17 protein-coding genes and 1 tRNA gene are annotated in these 15,479 nt (G+C 62.1%); 8 read left to right on the top strand and 10 right to left on the bottom strand.

Annotated elements, in window-relative coordinates; genetic code table 11:
• Positions 1-6 precede the first annotated feature (6 nt).
• A complete protein-coding gene (locus HHL21_RS18820) occupies positions 7-879 on the top strand; it encodes a DNA-3-methyladenine glycosylase family protein (RefSeq protein WP_169468725.1) in 873 nt (290 codons plus the stop codon).
• An 83-nt stretch (positions 880-962) separates the two neighbouring features.
• Here the strand turns inward: HHL21_RS18820 and HHL21_RS18815 are convergent.
• Positions 963-1,039 (bottom strand) — tRNA-Met (locus tag HHL21_RS18815).
• A gap of 160 nt (positions 1,040-1,199) precedes the next feature.
• Between HHL21_RS18815 and HHL21_RS18810 the strand changes: the two genes are divergently transcribed.
• From HHL21_RS18810 to HHL21_RS18790, 5 genes are all read left to right on the top strand, one after another.
• Complete coding sequence (locus HHL21_RS18810) at positions 1,200-1,781, top strand: NUDIX hydrolase (protein WP_169468723.1); 582 nt, start codon at positions 1,200-1,202, stop codon at positions 1,779-1,781.
• Positions 1,782-1,790: 9 nt separating this feature from the next.
• Positions 1,791-2,519, top strand: coding sequence for a leucyl/phenylalanyl-tRNA--protein transferase (aat, locus tag HHL21_RS18805; RefSeq protein WP_169468721.1), 729 nt, complete (start codon positions 1,791-1,793; stop codon positions 2,517-2,519).
• Positions 2,520-2,580: 61 nt separating this feature from the next.
• Positions 2,581-3,309 carry an arginyltransferase gene (locus HHL21_RS18800; protein WP_169468719.1) on the top strand — a complete coding sequence of 243 codons (729 nt, stop codon included), beginning with the start codon at positions 2,581-2,583 and terminating at the stop codon, positions 3,307-3,309.
• Between the two features lie 53 nt (positions 3,310-3,362).
• A complete protein-coding gene (locus tag HHL21_RS18795) occupies positions 3,363-4,406 on the top strand; it encodes a quinone-dependent dihydroorotate dehydrogenase (protein ID WP_169468717.1) in 1,044 nt (347 codons plus the stop codon).
• Positions 4,403-5,449, top strand: a complete 1,047-nt coding sequence (locus tag HHL21_RS18790; RefSeq protein ID WP_169468716.1) for an aldo/keto reductase — start codon at positions 4,403-4,405, stop codon at positions 5,447-5,449. The genes HHL21_RS18795 and HHL21_RS18790 overlap by 4 nt, the downstream gene beginning before the upstream one ends.
• A gap of 27 nt (positions 5,450-5,476) precedes the next feature.
• Here HHL21_RS18790 and HHL21_RS18785 read toward each other — a convergent pair whose 3' ends face one another.
• From HHL21_RS18785 to HHL21_RS18760, 6 genes are all read right to left on the bottom strand, one after another.
• The gene (locus HHL21_RS18785) at positions 5,477-6,550 is read right to left on the bottom strand and encodes a sulfate/molybdate ABC transporter ATP-binding protein (RefSeq protein WP_169468714.1); all 1,074 of its coding nucleotides are present in this window, start codon (positions 6,548-6,550) and stop codon (positions 5,477-5,479) included.
• Position 6,551: 1 nt separating this feature from the next.
• Positions 6,552-7,469 (bottom strand): sulfate ABC transporter permease subunit CysW, encoded by a 918-nt coding sequence (gene cysW, locus HHL21_RS18780; protein ID WP_169468712.1) that lies wholly within the window; start codon positions 7,467-7,469, stop codon positions 6,552-6,554.
• Complete coding sequence (gene cysT, locus HHL21_RS18775) at positions 7,466-8,317, bottom strand: sulfate ABC transporter permease subunit CysT (protein ID WP_169468710.1); 852 nt, start codon at positions 8,315-8,317, stop codon at positions 7,466-7,468. The genes cysW and cysT overlap by 4 nt, the downstream gene beginning before the upstream one ends.
• A gap of 106 nt (positions 8,318-8,423) precedes the next feature.
• Complete coding sequence (locus HHL21_RS18770) at positions 8,424-9,197, bottom strand: sulfite exporter TauE/SafE family protein (protein ID WP_169468708.1); 774 nt, start codon at positions 9,195-9,197, stop codon at positions 8,424-8,426.
• 117 nt (positions 9,198-9,314) lie between these two features.
• A complete protein-coding gene (locus HHL21_RS18765) occupies positions 9,315-9,953 on the bottom strand; it encodes a peroxiredoxin (protein ID WP_169468707.1) in 639 nt (212 codons plus the stop codon).
• 101 nt (positions 9,954-10,054) lie between these two features.
• Positions 10,055-10,444: a diacylglycerol kinase gene (locus HHL21_RS18760; protein ID WP_169468705.1), complete on the bottom strand. Its 390-nt coding sequence runs from the start codon at positions 10,442-10,444 to the stop codon at positions 10,055-10,057.
• Positions 10,445-10,595: 151 nt separating this feature from the next.
• Here HHL21_RS18760 and HHL21_RS18755 point away from each other — a divergent pair, with 151 nt between their 5' ends.
• Positions 10,596-11,375, top strand: coding sequence for an IclR family transcriptional regulator (locus HHL21_RS18755; protein ID WP_169468703.1), 780 nt, complete (start codon positions 10,596-10,598; stop codon positions 11,373-11,375).
• Between the two features lie 181 nt (positions 11,376-11,556).
• On the opposite strand, the gene pbpG is transcribed toward HHL21_RS18755, so the two are convergent.
• The 3 genes from pbpG to HHL21_RS18740 all read right to left on the bottom strand — a co-directional run bounded on the left by pbpG (position 11,557) and on the right by HHL21_RS18740 (position 14,395).
• Complete coding sequence (pbpG, locus tag HHL21_RS18750) at positions 11,557-12,630, bottom strand: D-alanyl-D-alanine endopeptidase (protein ID WP_169468701.1); 1,074 nt, start codon at positions 12,628-12,630, stop codon at positions 11,557-11,559.
• A 155-nt stretch (positions 12,631-12,785) separates the two neighbouring features.
• A complete protein-coding gene (locus tag HHL21_RS18745; RefSeq protein ID WP_169468699.1) occupies positions 12,786-13,481 on the bottom strand; it encodes a nitroreductase in 696 nt (231 codons plus the stop codon).
• On the bottom strand, positions 13,481-14,395 hold the full coding sequence (locus tag HHL21_RS18740; RefSeq protein ID WP_169468696.1) for a DMT family transporter: 915 nt from the start codon (positions 14,393-14,395) through the stop codon (positions 13,481-13,483). Before HHL21_RS18740 ends, HHL21_RS18745 begins: the two co-directional genes overlap by 1 nt.
• Before the next feature lie 348 nt (positions 14,396-14,743).
• Between HHL21_RS18740 and phaP the strand changes: the two genes are divergently transcribed.
• Positions 14,744-15,313, top strand: coding sequence for a TIGR01841 family phasin (gene phaP, locus HHL21_RS18735; RefSeq protein ID WP_169468694.1), 570 nt, complete (start codon positions 14,744-14,746; stop codon positions 15,311-15,313).
• The last annotated feature ends 166 nt before the right edge of the window (positions 15,314-15,479 follow it).

Genomic DNA, 15,479 nt, shown 5'->3' with positions numbered 1-15,479 from the left:
ACACCGTTGCAGCAGATATCGATTGCACTCCCGGATGGCTACCGCAGTAGCGACGTCCTCGCATTTCACGGACGCGATGCCGAGGGCGTCGCCGAGCAGGTAACGGCAACGCGCATCCGCAAAGGCGTGGTGCTGGATGGCGTGCCGGTGGCGCTCGATATCGCGCTTGCGCCCGCTGCGGCGCGTATCGGTATTGAGGCCGATGCCGAACTGACGCCGCGCGCCCGGTCGCTGCTGGACGACGCGCTGCTCAATATTCTCGGCCTGCGCATCGATCCGGCCCCGTTCCTGAAGACCGCCGAAAACGATCCGCTAATGGGGGGCGCGGTCCGCCGCAACGCCGGCCTGCGCATCGTACAGTCCGCGACGATCTTTGAGGCTCTGACCTGGGCGATCATCGGCCAGCAGATCAACCTGACTTTCGCGATCGCGCTGCGCCGCACCTTCATCCTGCAGGCCGGCCGCCAGCACAGCAGCGGCTTGTGGTGCTATCCCGAGGCGGACGAAGTGGCCAGGCTGTCCGTGGAAGACCTCACCACCCGTAAATTCTCGCGTTCGAAAGCGGAGACACTGCTGCGCCTCGCGCAGCTGGTCGACGCCGGATCGCTCTCGCTGGAACGCACCGCCGACATCGAGGCCACCAGTGCCGCGCTGCTGGCGGTCAAAGGCATCGGCCCATGGACGGTCAACTACGCGCTCCTGCGCGGCTACGGCTACCCCGACTGCTCGCTGCACGGCGACGTCGCGATCCGCGCGGCTTTGCAGCGCTTGCTCGGCGAAGAAGCCAAGCCTGACATGGCGCGCACGGAAGCGCTGCTCGCGAACTATAAACCGCACCGCACGATGGCCGCGGCCCACCTCTGGGCCACGCTCACGTAAGGGCGTTCTCCCTGCCCCCCCCAAAGCGGAGACGCAAATGAAAAAGCCGTTGATCTTTTGCAAGATTCAACGGCTTTAAAATTTGGTTGCGGGGACAGGATTTGAACCTGTGACCTTCGGGTTATGAGCCCGACGAGCTGCCAGACTGCTCCACCCCGCGTCTGTGCAATCATTATAAGGGCCTTTGCCTAATTAGGCAATATTAATCCGAATAAGATGTGCGATAGCAGCACGCGGGGCGACAAGCGCCGCCGGTAGAGGTACGGCACAGCAGCCGCAATCGGTGTAAAGTAAGCGAAACACCATTATTCCAAGCGACTATGAAATTTTGTTCCGAGTGTGCCCATCCTGTCGACTTGCGCGTTCCCGAGGGCGACAACCGGCCACGCTACGTGTGCGCGCAGTGCGAGGCCATCCATTACCAGAATCCGAAGCTGGTGGTCGGATCGATCCCCGTCTGGGAGCAAGATGGCGAGCTGAAGATTCTTTTGTGCAAGCGCGCAATCGAACCGCGCTATGGCTATTGGACCTTGCCCGCCGGATTCATGGAAAACGAGGAGACCACCGCCCAGGCCGCCATCCGCGAAACCGAGGAAGAAGCCGGCGCCAACGTCGAACTGGGCGAACTGTTCACCTTGCTGAACGTTGCCCAGGTTCACCAAGTGCACCTGTTCTACCTGGCCCGCCTGCTCGACCTCGACTTTGCGGCCGGCGTCGAAAGCCTGGACGTCCAGCTGTTCTCCGAGCAGGACATCCCGTGGGACGACCTCGCCTTCCCGACCATACGCACCACGCTGGAACTGTTCTTCGCCGACCGCGTCAAAATGCGTGAGGGCGGCAGCTATGGCTTCCATAGCCGCGACCTTGTGCGCTCGATGCGCATGTCCAGCGACGCCGGTTAAACGCTCATCATGATTCCGTGGCTTGAAACGACTACGCCGTTCCCCGACGTATCCGAGGCGCTGACCATCGACGCGCCGGGCCTGCTCGCGGCCGGGGCCGATTTGTCGCCGCGCCGCTTGCTGGCCGCTTACCGCAACGGCATCTTCCCGTGGTTTTCCGAAGGCCAGCCCATCCTGTGGTGGTCGACCGACCCGCGCATGGTGCTGCACACCGACCGCTTCCGCATCAGCGACAGCCTGCGCAAGACACTGCGCAAGGTCGAGCGCAGCCGGATCGACGGCGGCCGCTGGCAGGTCACCTTCGACACCTCGTTCGAGCAGGTGATGCGCGCCTGCGCCGCCCCGCGCCGGGACGGGCCCGGCACCTGGATATCCGAAGAGATCATCAGCGGCTATACCGGCCTGCATGCGCTTGGCCACGCCCACTCGGCGGAGCTGTGGCTCGATGGCGAGCTGGTCGGCGGCGCCTACGGCGTCTGCATCGGCCGCATGTTCTACGGCGAGTCGATGTTCGCGCGGGTGACCGACGCGTCCAAGATCGCGCTCGCCTACCTGGTAGGCTTCCTGCGCAGCGAAGGCGTGCGTATGGTCGACTGCCAGCAGGAGACCGGCCACCTGGCATCGCTTGGCGCCGCGCCGATCCCGCGCGCCGCCTTCCTCGAACATTTGCGGGCGGCCATCCGGCAGGGTGAAATCGAGGCCTGGAAACCGGTGCCGCCATTGACGGACGCGCGCTAGACTTGGCAAAGTTTCGTTACAATAGAATCAGGGTAAACCACTCGGCTTCGAGACCATCCGTATGACGCACCTGAACGACCTGCCATTCGCCACGCTGCAGTTCTACACGACCGCGCCGTACCCGTGCAGCTACCTCGATGCGCGGCACGCCCGCTCGCAGGTCGCTACCCCTTCCCACCTGATCAACGCCGACGTCTATTCCGAGCTCGTCAAAAACGGCTTCCGGCGCAGCGGCATCTTCACCTACCGGCCTTACTGCGACGGCTGCCACGCCTGCATCCCGGTGCGCGTCAAGGCCGGGGAATTCATCCCCAGCCGCGGCCAGCGGCGCGCGTGGGCGCGCCATTCGTCGCTGCTAGCCAGCGTCGCCAACCTCAGCTTCTCGGACGAGCACTACGCGCTCTACCTGCGCTACCAGACCACGCGCCACCCCGGCGGCGGCATGGACCAGGACAGCCGCGACCAGTACGCGCAGTTCCTGCTGCAAAGCCGGGTCAACACACGGCTGGTCGAATTCCGCGAGCCGGACGGCGTGCTGCGCATGGTCTCCATCATCGACGTGCTGTCCGATGGCCTGTCATCGGTCTACACCTTCTTCGACCCGGACGTGCCGGGCGCCTCGTTCGGCACCTACAACGTGATGTGGCAGATCGGCCAGGCGCGCGAACTCGGTCTGCCGCACGTGTACCTCGGCTACTGGATCGAGCAGAGTCCCAAGATGGCGTACAAAATCAACTTCCGCCCGCTGGAGGCGCGCATCAACGGCAGCTGGAGCCAGCTCGATCGATAGGCGGCGCCGTCCGCACACGGTAAAATGGGCGGTCTGTCCAACCTGAGTACCCCATGTCCGAAAAACTGCTGTACGCGCTTGCCCGCCCGATGCTGTTCGCAATGGACGCCGAATCGGCCCACAACCTGACCCTGCCGGCCCTGCGCCGCGCCGCCAGCCTCGGCCTGACTGGCGCCATTCGCAAACCCGATCCCGACCCGCGCACCGTCATGGGCATCACCTTCCCCAACCCGGTCGGCCTCGCGGCAGGCCTGGACAAGGATGGCGCCTACATCGACGGCCTTGCGGCGCTCGGCTTCGGTTTCATCGAAGTGGGAACTGTCACGCCGCGCGCGCAGCCCGGCAACCCGAAGCCGCGCATGTTCCGCATCCCGGCCAAGCACGCCATCATCAACCGCATGGGCTTCAACAACGGCGGCGTCGACGCATTCGTCGCCAACGTACAGGCATCGCGCTTCTACCAAAACAAGGAAGGCGTGCTTGGCCTGAACATCGGCAAAAACGCCGACACGCCGATCGAACGCGCGGCCGACGACTACCTGACCTGCCTTGAGAAGGTCTACCCATACGCCAGCTACGTGACGGTCAACATCTCGTCGCCGAACACCAAGAACCTGCGCCAGCTGCAGGACGCGTCCGAACTCGATTCGCTGCTCGCGCGCCTGAAGGAAGCGCAGTCGCGCCTGGCCGACCAGCACAGGAAATACGTGCCGCTGACGCTCAAGATCGCACCCGACATCGATGCGGACCAGATCGCGAACATCGCTGCCGCCCTGCTGCGCCACAAGATCGACGGCGTCATCGCCACCAACACCACCACCAGCCGCCGCGAAGTCGAGAACCAACGCCACAGCGAAGAAGCAGGCGGCCTGTCGGGCGCGCCTGTGTTCCAGCAATCGACGATCGTCGTGCGCGCGCTCAAGCGCGAACTCGGTGACGCCATTCCAATCATCGGCGTCGGCGGCATCATGCGCGGCGCCGATGCCAGGGCCAAGATTGAGGCGGGAGCCTCGCTGGTGCAGCTGTACAGCGGCCTGATTTACGCCGGCCCGGCACTGGTGCGCGACTGCGCGAAAGCGATCAAGGGCGTCAGTTGAAACGAGTGCTTCTCGGCGCGAGCAAGCTTGAAGTATCCAGCATCTGCCTGGGCACGATGACGTTCGGCGAACAAAACAGCGAAGCCGAAGCCCACGGCCAGCTCGATTATGCGCTCGAGCGCGGTATCAACTTCATCGACACCGCCGAGATGTACCCCGTCATGCCGCGTGCGGCGACGCAGGGATCGACCGAACGCTTTATTGGATCGTGGCTCAAGAAGTCAGGCAAGCGCGGCCAGGTCGTACTGGCCACCAAGGTCGCGGGGCCGAATCCGGCGCTGCACTGGATCAGGGGTGGCAAGAACAACCTCGACGCAGTCAACATCCGCGCGGCGGTGGACGCCAGCCTGCAGCGGCTCCAGACCGACTACATCGACCTGTACCAGATCCACTGGCCGAGCCGGAACGTGCCGGTGTTTGGCGCGACCGCGTTCGACCCGGTGAAGGAACGGCCGGACGTGGCGATTGAAGAGACGCTGGCCGCGCTCGCGGAGCTGATCGACGCGGGCAAGATCCGCAACGTGGGCGTGTCGAATGAAAGCGCGTGGGGCGTGTGCGAATACGTCAAGCAGGCCGAGATGAAGGGCCTGCCGCGCATTGCGACGATCCAGAACCTGTACAACCTGACCGCGCGCGGCTTCGAGACCAGCCTGCTGGACGAGACCTGCATGCGCGCGAACGTCAGCCTGCTGGCGTATAGCCCGCTATCGTTCGGGCAGTTGAGCGGGAAGTATTTGGATAATCCGAATGCGCATGGGCGGCTGACCATCTTCCCGCCGAACTGGAGCCCGCGCTATTTGCGGCCGCCGGTACTGCAGGCGGTGAAGGAGTACGTCGGGCTGGCGCGGGCGAACGGAATGACGCCGGCGCAGATGGCGCTCGCGTGGTGCTATTCGCGGTGGTTTGTGGCGTCGACGATCATTGGAGCGACGACGCTGGCGCAGCTGAAGGAAAATATCGACGCGGCACAGGCGACACTGTCCGATGACGTGGTTGAAGCGATCAACGCCATCCACACGCGGATCACCAACCCGGGCCAATAAGCGATACCCGTAAAAGCGCATCCGCCATCAAATAGCCGCGCCCTGATCCACAAATACCTGCATCCGCTTCGGCTTCACCAGCAAGGTCTCGCCCTCCTTCAGCTGCAGTTGCGCGAACCGTTCGTTCGGAATCACCGCCTCGATCAGTTGCGCATTATCTTCCCGCTCCAGGTCCAGCTGCGCCAGCGGCCCGATCGCGTGCGCACGGCGCAGCTTCACCACTATTCCCTCGGCGCCCGCGACATAACGGTCGACATCCAGGTCATGCGGCCGGACATACGCGATGCCCTGCGTATCCTGCACCTCAGCGTGATCCGGCACATCGAAGTTGACGCCGCCGCTGGCCAGCACGCCCTCATGCACGCGCCCATGGAACAGGTTCACATTTCCAAGGAAGCCATACACGAACGGCGACGCCGGATGGTTGTACACCGAGTCCGGCGTGCCAAGCTGCTCGACCTTCCCCTTGTTCATCAACACCACCTGGTCGGCAACTTCCAGCGCTTCTTCCTGGTCGTGGGTGACGAAGATACTGGTCACGTGCAGCTCGTCGTGCAAACGGCGCAGCCAGCGGCGCAGTTCCTTGCGCACCTTGGCATCGAGCGCGCCAAACGGTTCGTCGAGCAGCAGCACGCGCGGTTCCACCGCCAGCGCGCGCGCCAGCGCGATGCGCTGCCTCTGCCCGCCCGACAGCTGCGGCGGATAACGGTCGGACAGCCAGTCCAGCTGCACCAGCTCAAGCAGCTGCTTCACCTTCTGGCGGATCTGCTCTTCGCTCGGCCGCTCCTTGCGCGGCTTGACGCGCAGGCCGAAGGCGACGTTTTCAAATACGGTCATGTGCTTGAACAGCGCGTAGTGCTGGAACACGAAGCCGACCTGGCGCTCGCGCACGTGGCGCGCCGAGGCGTCGTCGCCGTCGAGCAGCACCTGGCCGGAGTCCGGGTGCTCGAGGCCCGCGATGATGCGCAGCAGCGTGGTCTTGCCGCAGCCGGAGGGCCCGAGCAGCGCGGTCAGTTCGCCTTGCGGGAACTGCAGCGAGACGTTATCGAGGGCGACGAACTCGCCAAAGCGTTTGTTGATGTTCCTGACTTCGATGGTCATTTCAGTGCTCCAGGATGCGTGCTGCTGCGGTTTCGGTCGGCGTCGATTCGTGCAGGCGCCATTCGACGAAGGCCTTGATCGCCAGGGTCACCAGCGCCAGCAGCGCCAGCAGCGAGGCGACGGCGAAGGCCGCGGCAAAGTTGTATTCGTTGTAGAGGATCTCGACGTGCAGCGGCATGGTGTTGGTCTCGCCGCGGATATGCCCCGACACCACCGACACCGCGCCGAACTCGCCCATCGCCCGCGCGTTGCACAGGATGACGCCGTACAGCAGGCCCCATTTGATGTTCGGCAGCGTCACGCGCCAGAAGGTGCTCCAGCCCGAAGCGCCCAGCACCAGCGCGGCTTCTTCTTCCTCGTTGCCCTGCGCTTGCATCAGCGGGATCAGTTCGCGCGCCACGAACGGGAAGGTGATGAACACGGTCGCCAGCACGATGCCCGGCACCGCAAACAGGATCTTGATATCGTTCTCCATTAGCCAGGCGCCGAACCATCCCTCCGCGCCGAACATCAGCACATAGATCAGGCCCGCGATCACCGGCGACACCGAGAACGGCAGGTCGATCAGCGTAAGCAGCACATTCTTGCCGCGGAATTCGAACTTCGCGATGCACCATGCTGCGCACACGCCGAACACGAGGTTCAGCGGCACCGAGATGGCGGCTGCAATCAGCGTCAGCTTGATCGCCGAGATGGCGTCCGGGTCGACGATGGCCGCGGCATACGCGTCCCAGCCCTTGGCGAGCGCCTGCACGAACACCGCGACCAGCGGCACGAACAGGAACAGCGTGAGGAATGTCAGCGCGATGGCGATCAGCGTGATCCGAACCCACGCAGGCTCGAACACGTTGGAAGTCGTCGGCAGTTCGCCGCGGCGCGCAACAACGACTGGTTTGGTATCAGGGATGACGGCGCTCATTTCTTGCCTGCCCTTCTACGCGTCCACGCCTGCAGCATGTTGATCGACAGGAGCAGGATGAAGGACACCAGCAGCATCACGACCGCGATGGCGGTGGCGCCGGTGTAGTCGTACTGTTCAAGCTTGGTGATGATGAACAGCGGGGTGATCTCGGAGACCATCGGCAGGTTGCCGGCGATGAAAATCACCGAGCCATACTCGCCGGTGGCGCGTGCGAAGGCCAGGGCGAACCCGGTCAGCAGCGCCGGCATGATGGTCGGGAAGACCACACGCGCGAAGGTCTGGAACGACGAGGCGCCAAGGCTGGCCGCGGCTTCCTCGAGTTCGCGCTCGGCTTCCTCAAGCACCGGCTGCACCGTGCGCACGACGAAAGGCAGGCCGATAAAGGTCAGCGCGACGACGACGCCTAGCGGCGTAAAGGCGACCTTGATGCCGACTTTTTCGAGGTACTGGCCGATCCAGCCGTTCGACGAATACAGCGCGGTGAGCGTGATGCCGGCCACCGCGGTCGGCAGCGCGAACGGCAGGTCGACCAGCGCGTCGATGAAGCGCTTGCCGGGAAAGCGGTAGCGCACCAGCACCCAGGCGACGATGCCGCCGAAGATGACGTTGATGAAGGCGCCGATTAAGGACGCGCCAAAGGTCAGGCGGTAGGAAGCCATCACGCGCTCGGAGGTCACGGCGCTCCAGAAAGCCTCCCACGTCATGGTGAAGGTTTTCAGGAACACCGCCGACAGCGGGATCAGGACGATCAGCGCGAGGTACAGGATGGTGAAACCGAGCGTCAGCCCGAAACCGGGCATGACCCGGTACGGCGCGGCGCGCGGCGTAGTAATCGTTACGGGCATTGCATCCCCTTGCTCACATATTGCAGATAAGGAACAATCGTCTCATGCAGTGATCAGAATACAAACGAAGTAATCGTCATTTGCATAGACGATTCGTGTCTTAGCCTTAGTAGATCAGCTTGGCGGCGACGCCGGTCAGCGTCATCGCGAGCAGGCCGCGCAGGAAACGCTCAGGTACGGCGCGTGCCACCCACGAGCCGAGCGTGATGCCGGGCAGCGAGCCGATCAGCAGCAGGGCGAGCAGCTCCCAGTTGATCGAGCCCAGCCACCAGTGGCCGAGTGCGGCGATCGCGGTCAGCGGCACGGCGTAGGCGATGTCGGTGCCCGCCACTTCGGCGGAACTGAGGCGTGGGTACAGCATCACCAGCAGCGTCGCACCGATGGCGCCGGCGCCGATGGAGGAAATGGTGACCAGCGTGCCGAGGACGGCGCCCGAGATGATTGTGGCGGACGCCAGCGCCCTGCCCTGCAGCTGGCGTTCCGGCCTGGCGTTAATCCAGGCCAGCATTTTTCCCTTGAACAGCAGCGCGACCACGGTCAGCAGCACCGAGCCGGCGATCGAATAGCGGATCAGCTGGCCGATCTCAGCGTCGAGCGTGCCGAAATGCTTGAGTGCGAGCGTGGCGAGCACGGCCGCCGGCAAGGCGCCGATGCACAGCAGCTTGACGATGTCCCAGTGCACGGTTCCGCGCAGGCGATGGGTGACGGTGCCGGCGGTCTTGGTGATGGACGCGAAGGCCAGGTCGGTGCCGACGGCAACCGAAGGCGGCACGCCGAACACCAGTGTGAGGAGCGGGGTCATCAAGGAGCCGCCGCCGACACCGGTCATCCCGACCAGCAGGCCGACCGCAAAACCCGAAACTATGTATGTCAGCAACATGAAGAACCCCCAAAGTGACTCCTAGGGTAAAGGGGCTCAGCTGTAAACCAAACAACAGCTTCCTCATTTGCTTATGCGGTTTCGGGGGAATTGGCCTGACTGCCCCCAAAGCGCTCCTTACTTGTTCGGCTGCGGCGTCAGGCGCAGGTACGGCTTTTCAGCCCTGAACCCTTTCGGATACTTCTGCTTGATGACATCCGGATCCTGCACGGTCAGCGGAATGATCACGTCATCGCCATCCTTCCAGTTGCCGGGCGTGGCCACGGTGTAGCCATCGGTCAACTGAAGCGCGTCGATCACGCGCAGCACTTCATCGAAATTGCGGCCGGTACTCATCGGATAGGTGATGGTGAGACGAATTTTTTTGTTCGGATCGATCACGAACAGCGAACGCACCGTTGCCGTGGCGGACACTTCCGGGTGGATCATGTCGTACAAGGTCGATACCTTGCGGTCGCTGTCGGCGACAATCGGGAAGCCGACCACCGTCTTTTGCGTCTCTTCAATATCCTTGATCCAGGTTTTGTGCGCGTCAGCCGGGTCGACCGACAGCGCGATCGCCTTCACGTTGCGCTTGTCGAACTCTGGCTTGAGCTTGGCGGTGAGGCCAAGCTCGGTCGTGCAGACTGGCGTGAAGTCAGCCGGGTGCGAAAACAGCACTACCCACGCATCGCCCGCCCACTCATGGAAACGGATGCTGCCGATTGAAGAGTCCTGCTCAAAGTCCGGCGCGGTGTCGCCCAAGCGTAATGTCATCGTCATCTCCATAGAAAGTTAAAGAAGCCCTTGATCATGGCAAAAATTGCACTCTCATATTGTGCGCCAGATCGACAATCTTGGACTAACTATGTAGTTATTTAGTAATAACGATTCGACAGAACGACGATCCAGGCAAGCGCTGCAATCATGATCGACAGCGCCACGGCGGCGCTGCCCAAGTCCTTGGCGCGCTTGGACAGGGGATGGTGTTCGAGCGAGATGCGGTCGACCACGGCCTCGATCGCCGAATTGATGATCTCGACCAGGAGGACCAGCAACAGGACCGAGATCAGGAACACTTTCTGGAAGGCCGACACAGGCAGAAGCAGCGCCACAACAGTCGCGATCAACACGACAATCAGTTCCTGACGGAACGCGTGTTCATGGCGCCACGCCGCCTGGAAGCCATCGATCGAGTTGACGAAGGCGCCAATGATGCGCTTGAATCCGCCCTTACTTTTGAATTCGCTGACAGGTTGTTGTTCCATGGGTTTTCAAATGTGCATGTTAGGGCGCCATTATGCCCCGCGCCGCGAAATTGTACGAGGTTTCAGCATGCGATGGTCGAGGGCGATTGTCAGTTCTTTTCACATTATGGTATAAAGTATTCTACTTATACTGCAGCGCACCAACCACATCATGAAAATGGAAACTGTCGAACCCGCGAAGACGTCGATCCAGGTGATCGAACGGATGGTCGCCCTGCTTGATGCGCTCGCCACGTACGCGGACCCGGTCAGCCTGAAGGAATTGTCGAAGGTATCCGGGCTGCACCCCTCGACGGCGCACCGGATCCTGAACGACATGGTGGTTACCCGCTTTGTGGACCGGGTCGAGCCTGGCACGTATCGCCTCGGCATGCGCCTGCTGGAACTGGGCAACGTGGTCAAGAGCCGCCTGTCGGTGCGGGAGGCGGCCCTGGACTTCATGCGCGCACTGCACAAGAAGACTCAGCAGACGATTAATCTTTCGGTTCGGCAAGGCGATGAGATCGTGTATATCGACCGTGCGTTCTCGGAACGCTCCGGCATGCAGGTGGTGCGCGCGATCGGTGGACGCGGTCCGCTGCACCTGACCTCGACCGGCAAGCTGTTCCTCTCCGTGGATGATCCGAAAGCCATCCGCGCCTACGCGACGCGAACTGGTCTCGCCGGACACAACAAGAATTCGATCACCGACTTGTCCAAGCTCGAGCGCGAGCTGAGCCTGGTGCGGGCGCGCGGCTACGCGCGCGATAATGAAGAGCTGGAACTGGGTGTGCGCTGCATGGCAGCCGGCATTCATGATGACTCGGGCAAACTGGTCGCCGGCCTGTCGATTTCCGCGCCAGCCGACCGCTTGCAGGAAGAGTGGCTGGAAGACCTGGTGACCACGGCAGCCAAGATTTCCGCGACCCTCGGATATTCGCCAGTGCGCTAGCGCGCCGTCCAGGCAATATCGCTTTGCCTGTCGCTCATCAGGACGCCTGGCAAGCGCCGGCAGCGCTGCCGCCAACGCGGGGATGATGACGAGTGAAACCTTGTGGTGATGCGCGACAAGCTGACGCGCTCGGATGTGCCGGTACAGGCGGCCGGTCAGCGTGAAACCGTGCGGCCGCCGCCTACGACAAGCCAGGCGGCTTGAGTGCCTCGAGCCAGCGCCGCATGCGGCCGGCGTCCGCCGTTCGCGACTGTTTGCCCTTGGAATCGAGGAACACCATGATCACAGCGCGCCCCTGGATGATCGTCTGCATCACCAGGCAACGTCCTGCTTCGTTGATGAAGCCGGTCTTCTGCAGGCCGATATCCCAGTCCGGCAGCGACACCAGGTAGTTGGTATTGCGGTACTGAACCAGCCGGCCATTGGCGGCTACGGCGGAACCCGGATCGGTGGAGAACTCGCGCAGCAGCGGCTGCTGGTGCGCCGCCATGACCAGCTTGGCAAGGTCGCGTGCGCTGGCCACGTTGCGGCTCGACAGGCCGCTGGAATCGACGTAGCGGGTGTCGCTCATGCCCAGTTCATGCGCTTTCGCGTTCATCGCCGCAACAAATCCCTGGATGCCGCCCGGATAATTACGGCCCAGTGCGGCTGCAGCGCGATTCTCTGAACTCATCAGCGCGATGTGCAGCATTTCGCGGCGGCTCAGGCGCGAGCCGACGCGCAGGCGCGAGGTCGTGAATTTTTCGCGGTCGACGTCGTCGTCCGACACGGTGAGCATTTCGTCCATGTCCTGTTGCGCCTCGACGACGACCAGGCCGGTCATCAGCTTGGTGATCGATGCGATCGGCAAGGCCACGCCGGCGTTTTTTTCAAACAGGACTTCGGAATTGGTCTGGTCCAGCACCAGCGCGACGCTGGAAGCCAGGTCGAGCGGATCGCGGGTCAGGTTGAGGCCGGCCTTGTCGCCCGCCGTGATCGAACGGACGACCTGCGCTGCCGCGGTCAGGCGCTGGTATACCACTTTGCGCTTGCCGCGCACGGTGATGACGCGGCGGACCGACTTGTCGCGCGTGGTGACCGTGACACGGTTGGCGGCGGCTTCGCGGCGCTTGTAGCGCGGCTTTTTCGCCGTGCTCTTTTTAACAACCTGCTTCTTGACTGTCGCCGAGCTGCCGCGCTGCTCGACCTTGGCCGCCTCTGCAGGGGTCATGGCAAACAACAAGGAGATAAGAGCACTCAACGCTAACTTGAACATCTGGAAATTCCTCTGACGCTACGGATTTACTTCTCGTTGCAGTGTAGCAAAGCACTCAGCGATCACAAGCAACTTAACATTCAAAGAAACCCTCGTGCAACAGTGCAAGGCCCGCGCGCAACAAATAATCTCTTCTGCTTCACCAGTATACGCGCTTATTCCAAAAACCGGACGAAGCCCGGGACAGGGTCGCGCTCGGTGATGAGTGAATTTTCAATCTTGCTCCTGTCGGCGTAACCGAGCGCCATTCCGCACACCAGCATCTCATTGCCCGGCAGGCTAAGCTGCTGTTCGATAATGCGGTGGAACTGCGTAAATGCCGCCTGCGGGCAGGTGTCGAGTCCGCGTCCGCGCGCTGCAACCATGATGCTCTGCAAGAACATGCCGTAGTCCAGCCACGAGCCCTGGTCCATGATCCGGTCGATCGTAAAGATAAGACCGGCGGGCGCGTCAAAAAATCGGTAGTTGCGCGCGTGCTGGGCCGCCATTCCCGCCTTGTTTTCCCGCGTCAGGCCGAGCAGCGCGTACAGGTCCCATCCCACCTTGCGGCGGCGGTCGACATACGGCGCCACCCATTCGCGCGGGTAATACGCGTACTCCTCGGTGTGCTCGCGGGCCTGGGCCGGATCGGCATAAGCGGCCGTGATCGCGTCGGAAAGCCGCTCCTTCGCCTGCCCGGTCAGCACGTACACCTTCCACGGCTGGGTGTTGCTTCCGGAGGGGGCGCGCGATGCGACGTCCAGGATTTTCTCGATATCTTCGCGTGCTACCGGCGTCGGCAGAAATGCGCGGATCGACCGGCGCGAGGTGATGGCGGCATCGACAATTTCCTGTTGCTGGCTTGCTATCATTACTTCTCCTGTTTTTTGACAACCAATGCGACACCCGCGACGGCGACCAGCATACCGGCCACGCCCGCCAGGCTCAACGATTCACCGAACGCGAGCCACGCCATGATGGCCGTGGTCGGCGGCGTCAGGTACAGCAGGCTGGTGACCGCGGTGGCCTCGCTGCGCCTGATCAGCTTGAAGAGCAGGAAGATCGCGCCAATCGAGAGCGCCAACCCGGACCACAGCAATGCGGCGATGAACTCAGGGGTCCATTTTACTGTGGCAAGACCGGGATCGAGGTCCTCAAACACCACTGCCAGCGGCAACATGACCGCGAAGGCAGCGGCGAACTGGACAGCGGTGCCGGTACGCAGGTCGAAACTCGGGCAGAAACGGCGCTGGTACATTGTCCCTGCCGTAATACTTGCCAGTGCAAACAGGCAGTAGCCAATAGCCAGTGGGGACAGGCCCGACAGGTTGATCTTCGAATACACCACAAGACCGACGCCAGCCAGGCCGAGCATCAGCCCGAACCACTGCCGGCGGCGCACGGTCTCGCCGATCAGCGGCGCGGCTGCGGCGGTCAGAATCGGCTGCATGCCGACAATCAACGCGCATACGCCGGCAGGCATCTCAATCTTGATGGCGGACCACACCCCGCCAATGTATCCCGCTTGCAGCAACAGGCCGGCGACCGCCAGGTGAAGGATATTCCCCCTGGGCCACGGCGCCCTGGCAATCACGACCCATGGCAGCAGCGCCACCAGCACCAGTCCGCAACGCAACAGGATGAAGGTCAGCGGGGGCGCATACGGCAGCCCGAACTTCGCGACGATAAAACCGGTGCTCCACAGGAAGACAAAGAAAATCGGAATCGGGGCAAGCCAGGAGTCAGGGTGGCGCGACGCAACATTTTCTGCAGGACTGTTTGACATGGATCAATACGCGCCGGAGCGCGGGTAGGCGTTGCGGTGCGCGGAAAGTGGTCGATAGCGCGGAAAAAAATCAGTCTAGCATGTGCTGGCGCCAAACGTTGCGCGAGAGCATTTCCCCCTATGAGAATCTAGCCGATTCGCATAAAAATGCGTCAAAGAAATGACGTACGGAAAGGGAAAGCAATAAAAATGGTGCGGCGCACAATGAACGCTTGACTTCAGGTTCAATTTCATTAAAATAGGACCTTGTTGCGCCGCACAACGGCCAAGGTATCGAGATTCCCTGTTTCACCGGTAGTTTGCAACAATTGATCAATAAAACGGTTTCAACACATCTGGAGAAATTATATGTTTGCATTCCCTGAACAATTTTCGAACGCCACCAAAGCCAACCTCGACGCACAGTTCGCGATCTTCTCGTCGCTAACCTCGAAAGCATTCGAAGGCGTGGAAAAGCTGGTCGAACTGAACATTACCGCTGCCAAGGCAACGCTGGAAGAGTCGACCCAGACCGCCAAGCAGCTGTTGGGCGCCAAGAACCCGCAAGAGTTCTTCACCCTGAGCGCAGCCCAGGCCCAGCCGACCGCTGAAAAAGCACTGTCGTATGGCCGCCAGGTAGCCGCCATCGCTGCGGGCACCCAGCAAGAATTCAGCCGCGCAGCTGAAGAGCAGATCGCCGAGAACGGCCGCAAGGTTATGTCGCTGGTTGACGAAGTATCGCGCAATGCCCCGGCCGGCACCGAAAACGCAGTTGCTGCGTTCAAGGCAGGCATCAACAATGCCAACGCTGGTTACGAGCAGTTCACCAAGACCGCAAAGCAGGCCGCTCAGGTCATCGAGACCAACGTCAATTCGGCTGTAAACCAGTTCACGCAAGCTGCTGATAAAGTTACGGCACGCGCTACCGCCAAGGCTTAATACGCTTTAGCAAGACGCATGCAAAAATGCCTCGCTGGTTTGAACTGAACCCCAAAAGTTGGACACCAACTTTTGGGGTTTTTCATGTCGAAGTACACCGAACAATTTAAGCTCGCTGTCGTCCAGCAGTATTTGTCCGGCACCGCCGGCTACAATTTGGTCGCCC

The sequence above is a fragment of the Massilia polaris genome, assembly GCF_012927275.1.
In the GTDB taxonomy this organism is placed as follows: domain Bacteria; phylum Pseudomonadota; class Gammaproteobacteria; order Burkholderiales; family Burkholderiaceae_D; genus Telluria_A; species Telluria_A polaris.
Note: the sequence above shows the minus strand (reverse complement) of the source record. Positions and strands in the feature narration are given on the sequence as shown.

Bases quoted from the DNA above. Each gene is read 5' to 3' on its own strand.
- HHL21_RS18810 (WP_169468723.1), top strand. From the start codon at position 1,200: ATGAAATTTTGTTCCGAGTGTGCCCATCCTGTCGACTTGCGCGTTCCC.
- aat (WP_169468721.1), top strand. From the start codon at position 1,791: ATGATTCCGTGGCTTGAAACGACTACGCCGTTCCCCGACGTATCCGAG.
- HHL21_RS18800 (WP_169468719.1), top strand. From the start codon at position 2,581: ATGACGCACCTGAACGACCTGCCATTCGCCACGCTGCAGTTCTACACG.
- HHL21_RS18795 (WP_169468717.1), top strand. From the start codon at position 3,363: ATGTCCGAAAAACTGCTGTACGCGCTTGCCCGCCCGATGCTGTTCGCA.
- HHL21_RS18785 (WP_169468714.1), bottom strand. From the start codon at position 6,550: ATGACCATCGAAGTCAGGAACATCAACAAACGCTTTGGCGAGTTCGTC.
- cysW (WP_169468712.1), bottom strand. From the start codon at position 7,469: ATGAGCGCCGTCATCCCTGATACCAAACCAGTCGTTGTTGCGCGCCGC.
- cysT (WP_169468710.1), bottom strand. From the start codon at position 8,317: ATGCCCGTAACGATTACTACGCCGCGCGCCGCGCCGTACCGGGTCATG.
- HHL21_RS18770 (WP_169468708.1), bottom strand. From the start codon at position 9,197: ATGTTGCTGACATACATAGTTTCGGGTTTTGCGGTCGGCCTGCTGGTC.
- HHL21_RS18765 (WP_169468707.1), bottom strand. From the start codon at position 9,953: ATGACATTACGCTTGGGCGACACCGCGCCGGACTTTGAGCAGGACTCT.
- HHL21_RS18760 (WP_169468705.1), bottom strand. From the start codon at position 10,444: ATGGAACAACAACCTGTCAGCGAATTCAAAAGTAAGGGCGGATTCAAG.
- HHL21_RS18755 (WP_169468703.1), top strand. From the start codon at position 10,596: ATGAAAATGGAAACTGTCGAACCCGCGAAGACGTCGATCCAGGTGATC.
- pbpG (WP_169468701.1), bottom strand. From the start codon at position 12,630: ATGTTCAAGTTAGCGTTGAGTGCTCTTATCTCCTTGTTGTTTGCCATG.
- HHL21_RS18745 (WP_169468699.1), bottom strand. From the start codon at position 13,481: ATGATAGCAAGCCAGCAACAGGAAATTGTCGATGCCGCCATCACCTCG.
- HHL21_RS18740 (WP_169468696.1), bottom strand. From the start codon at position 14,395: ATGTCAAACAGTCCTGCAGAAAATGTTGCGTCGCGCCACCCTGACTCC.
- phaP (WP_169468694.1), top strand. From the start codon at position 14,744: ATGTTTGCATTCCCTGAACAATTTTCGAACGCCACCAAAGCCAACCTC.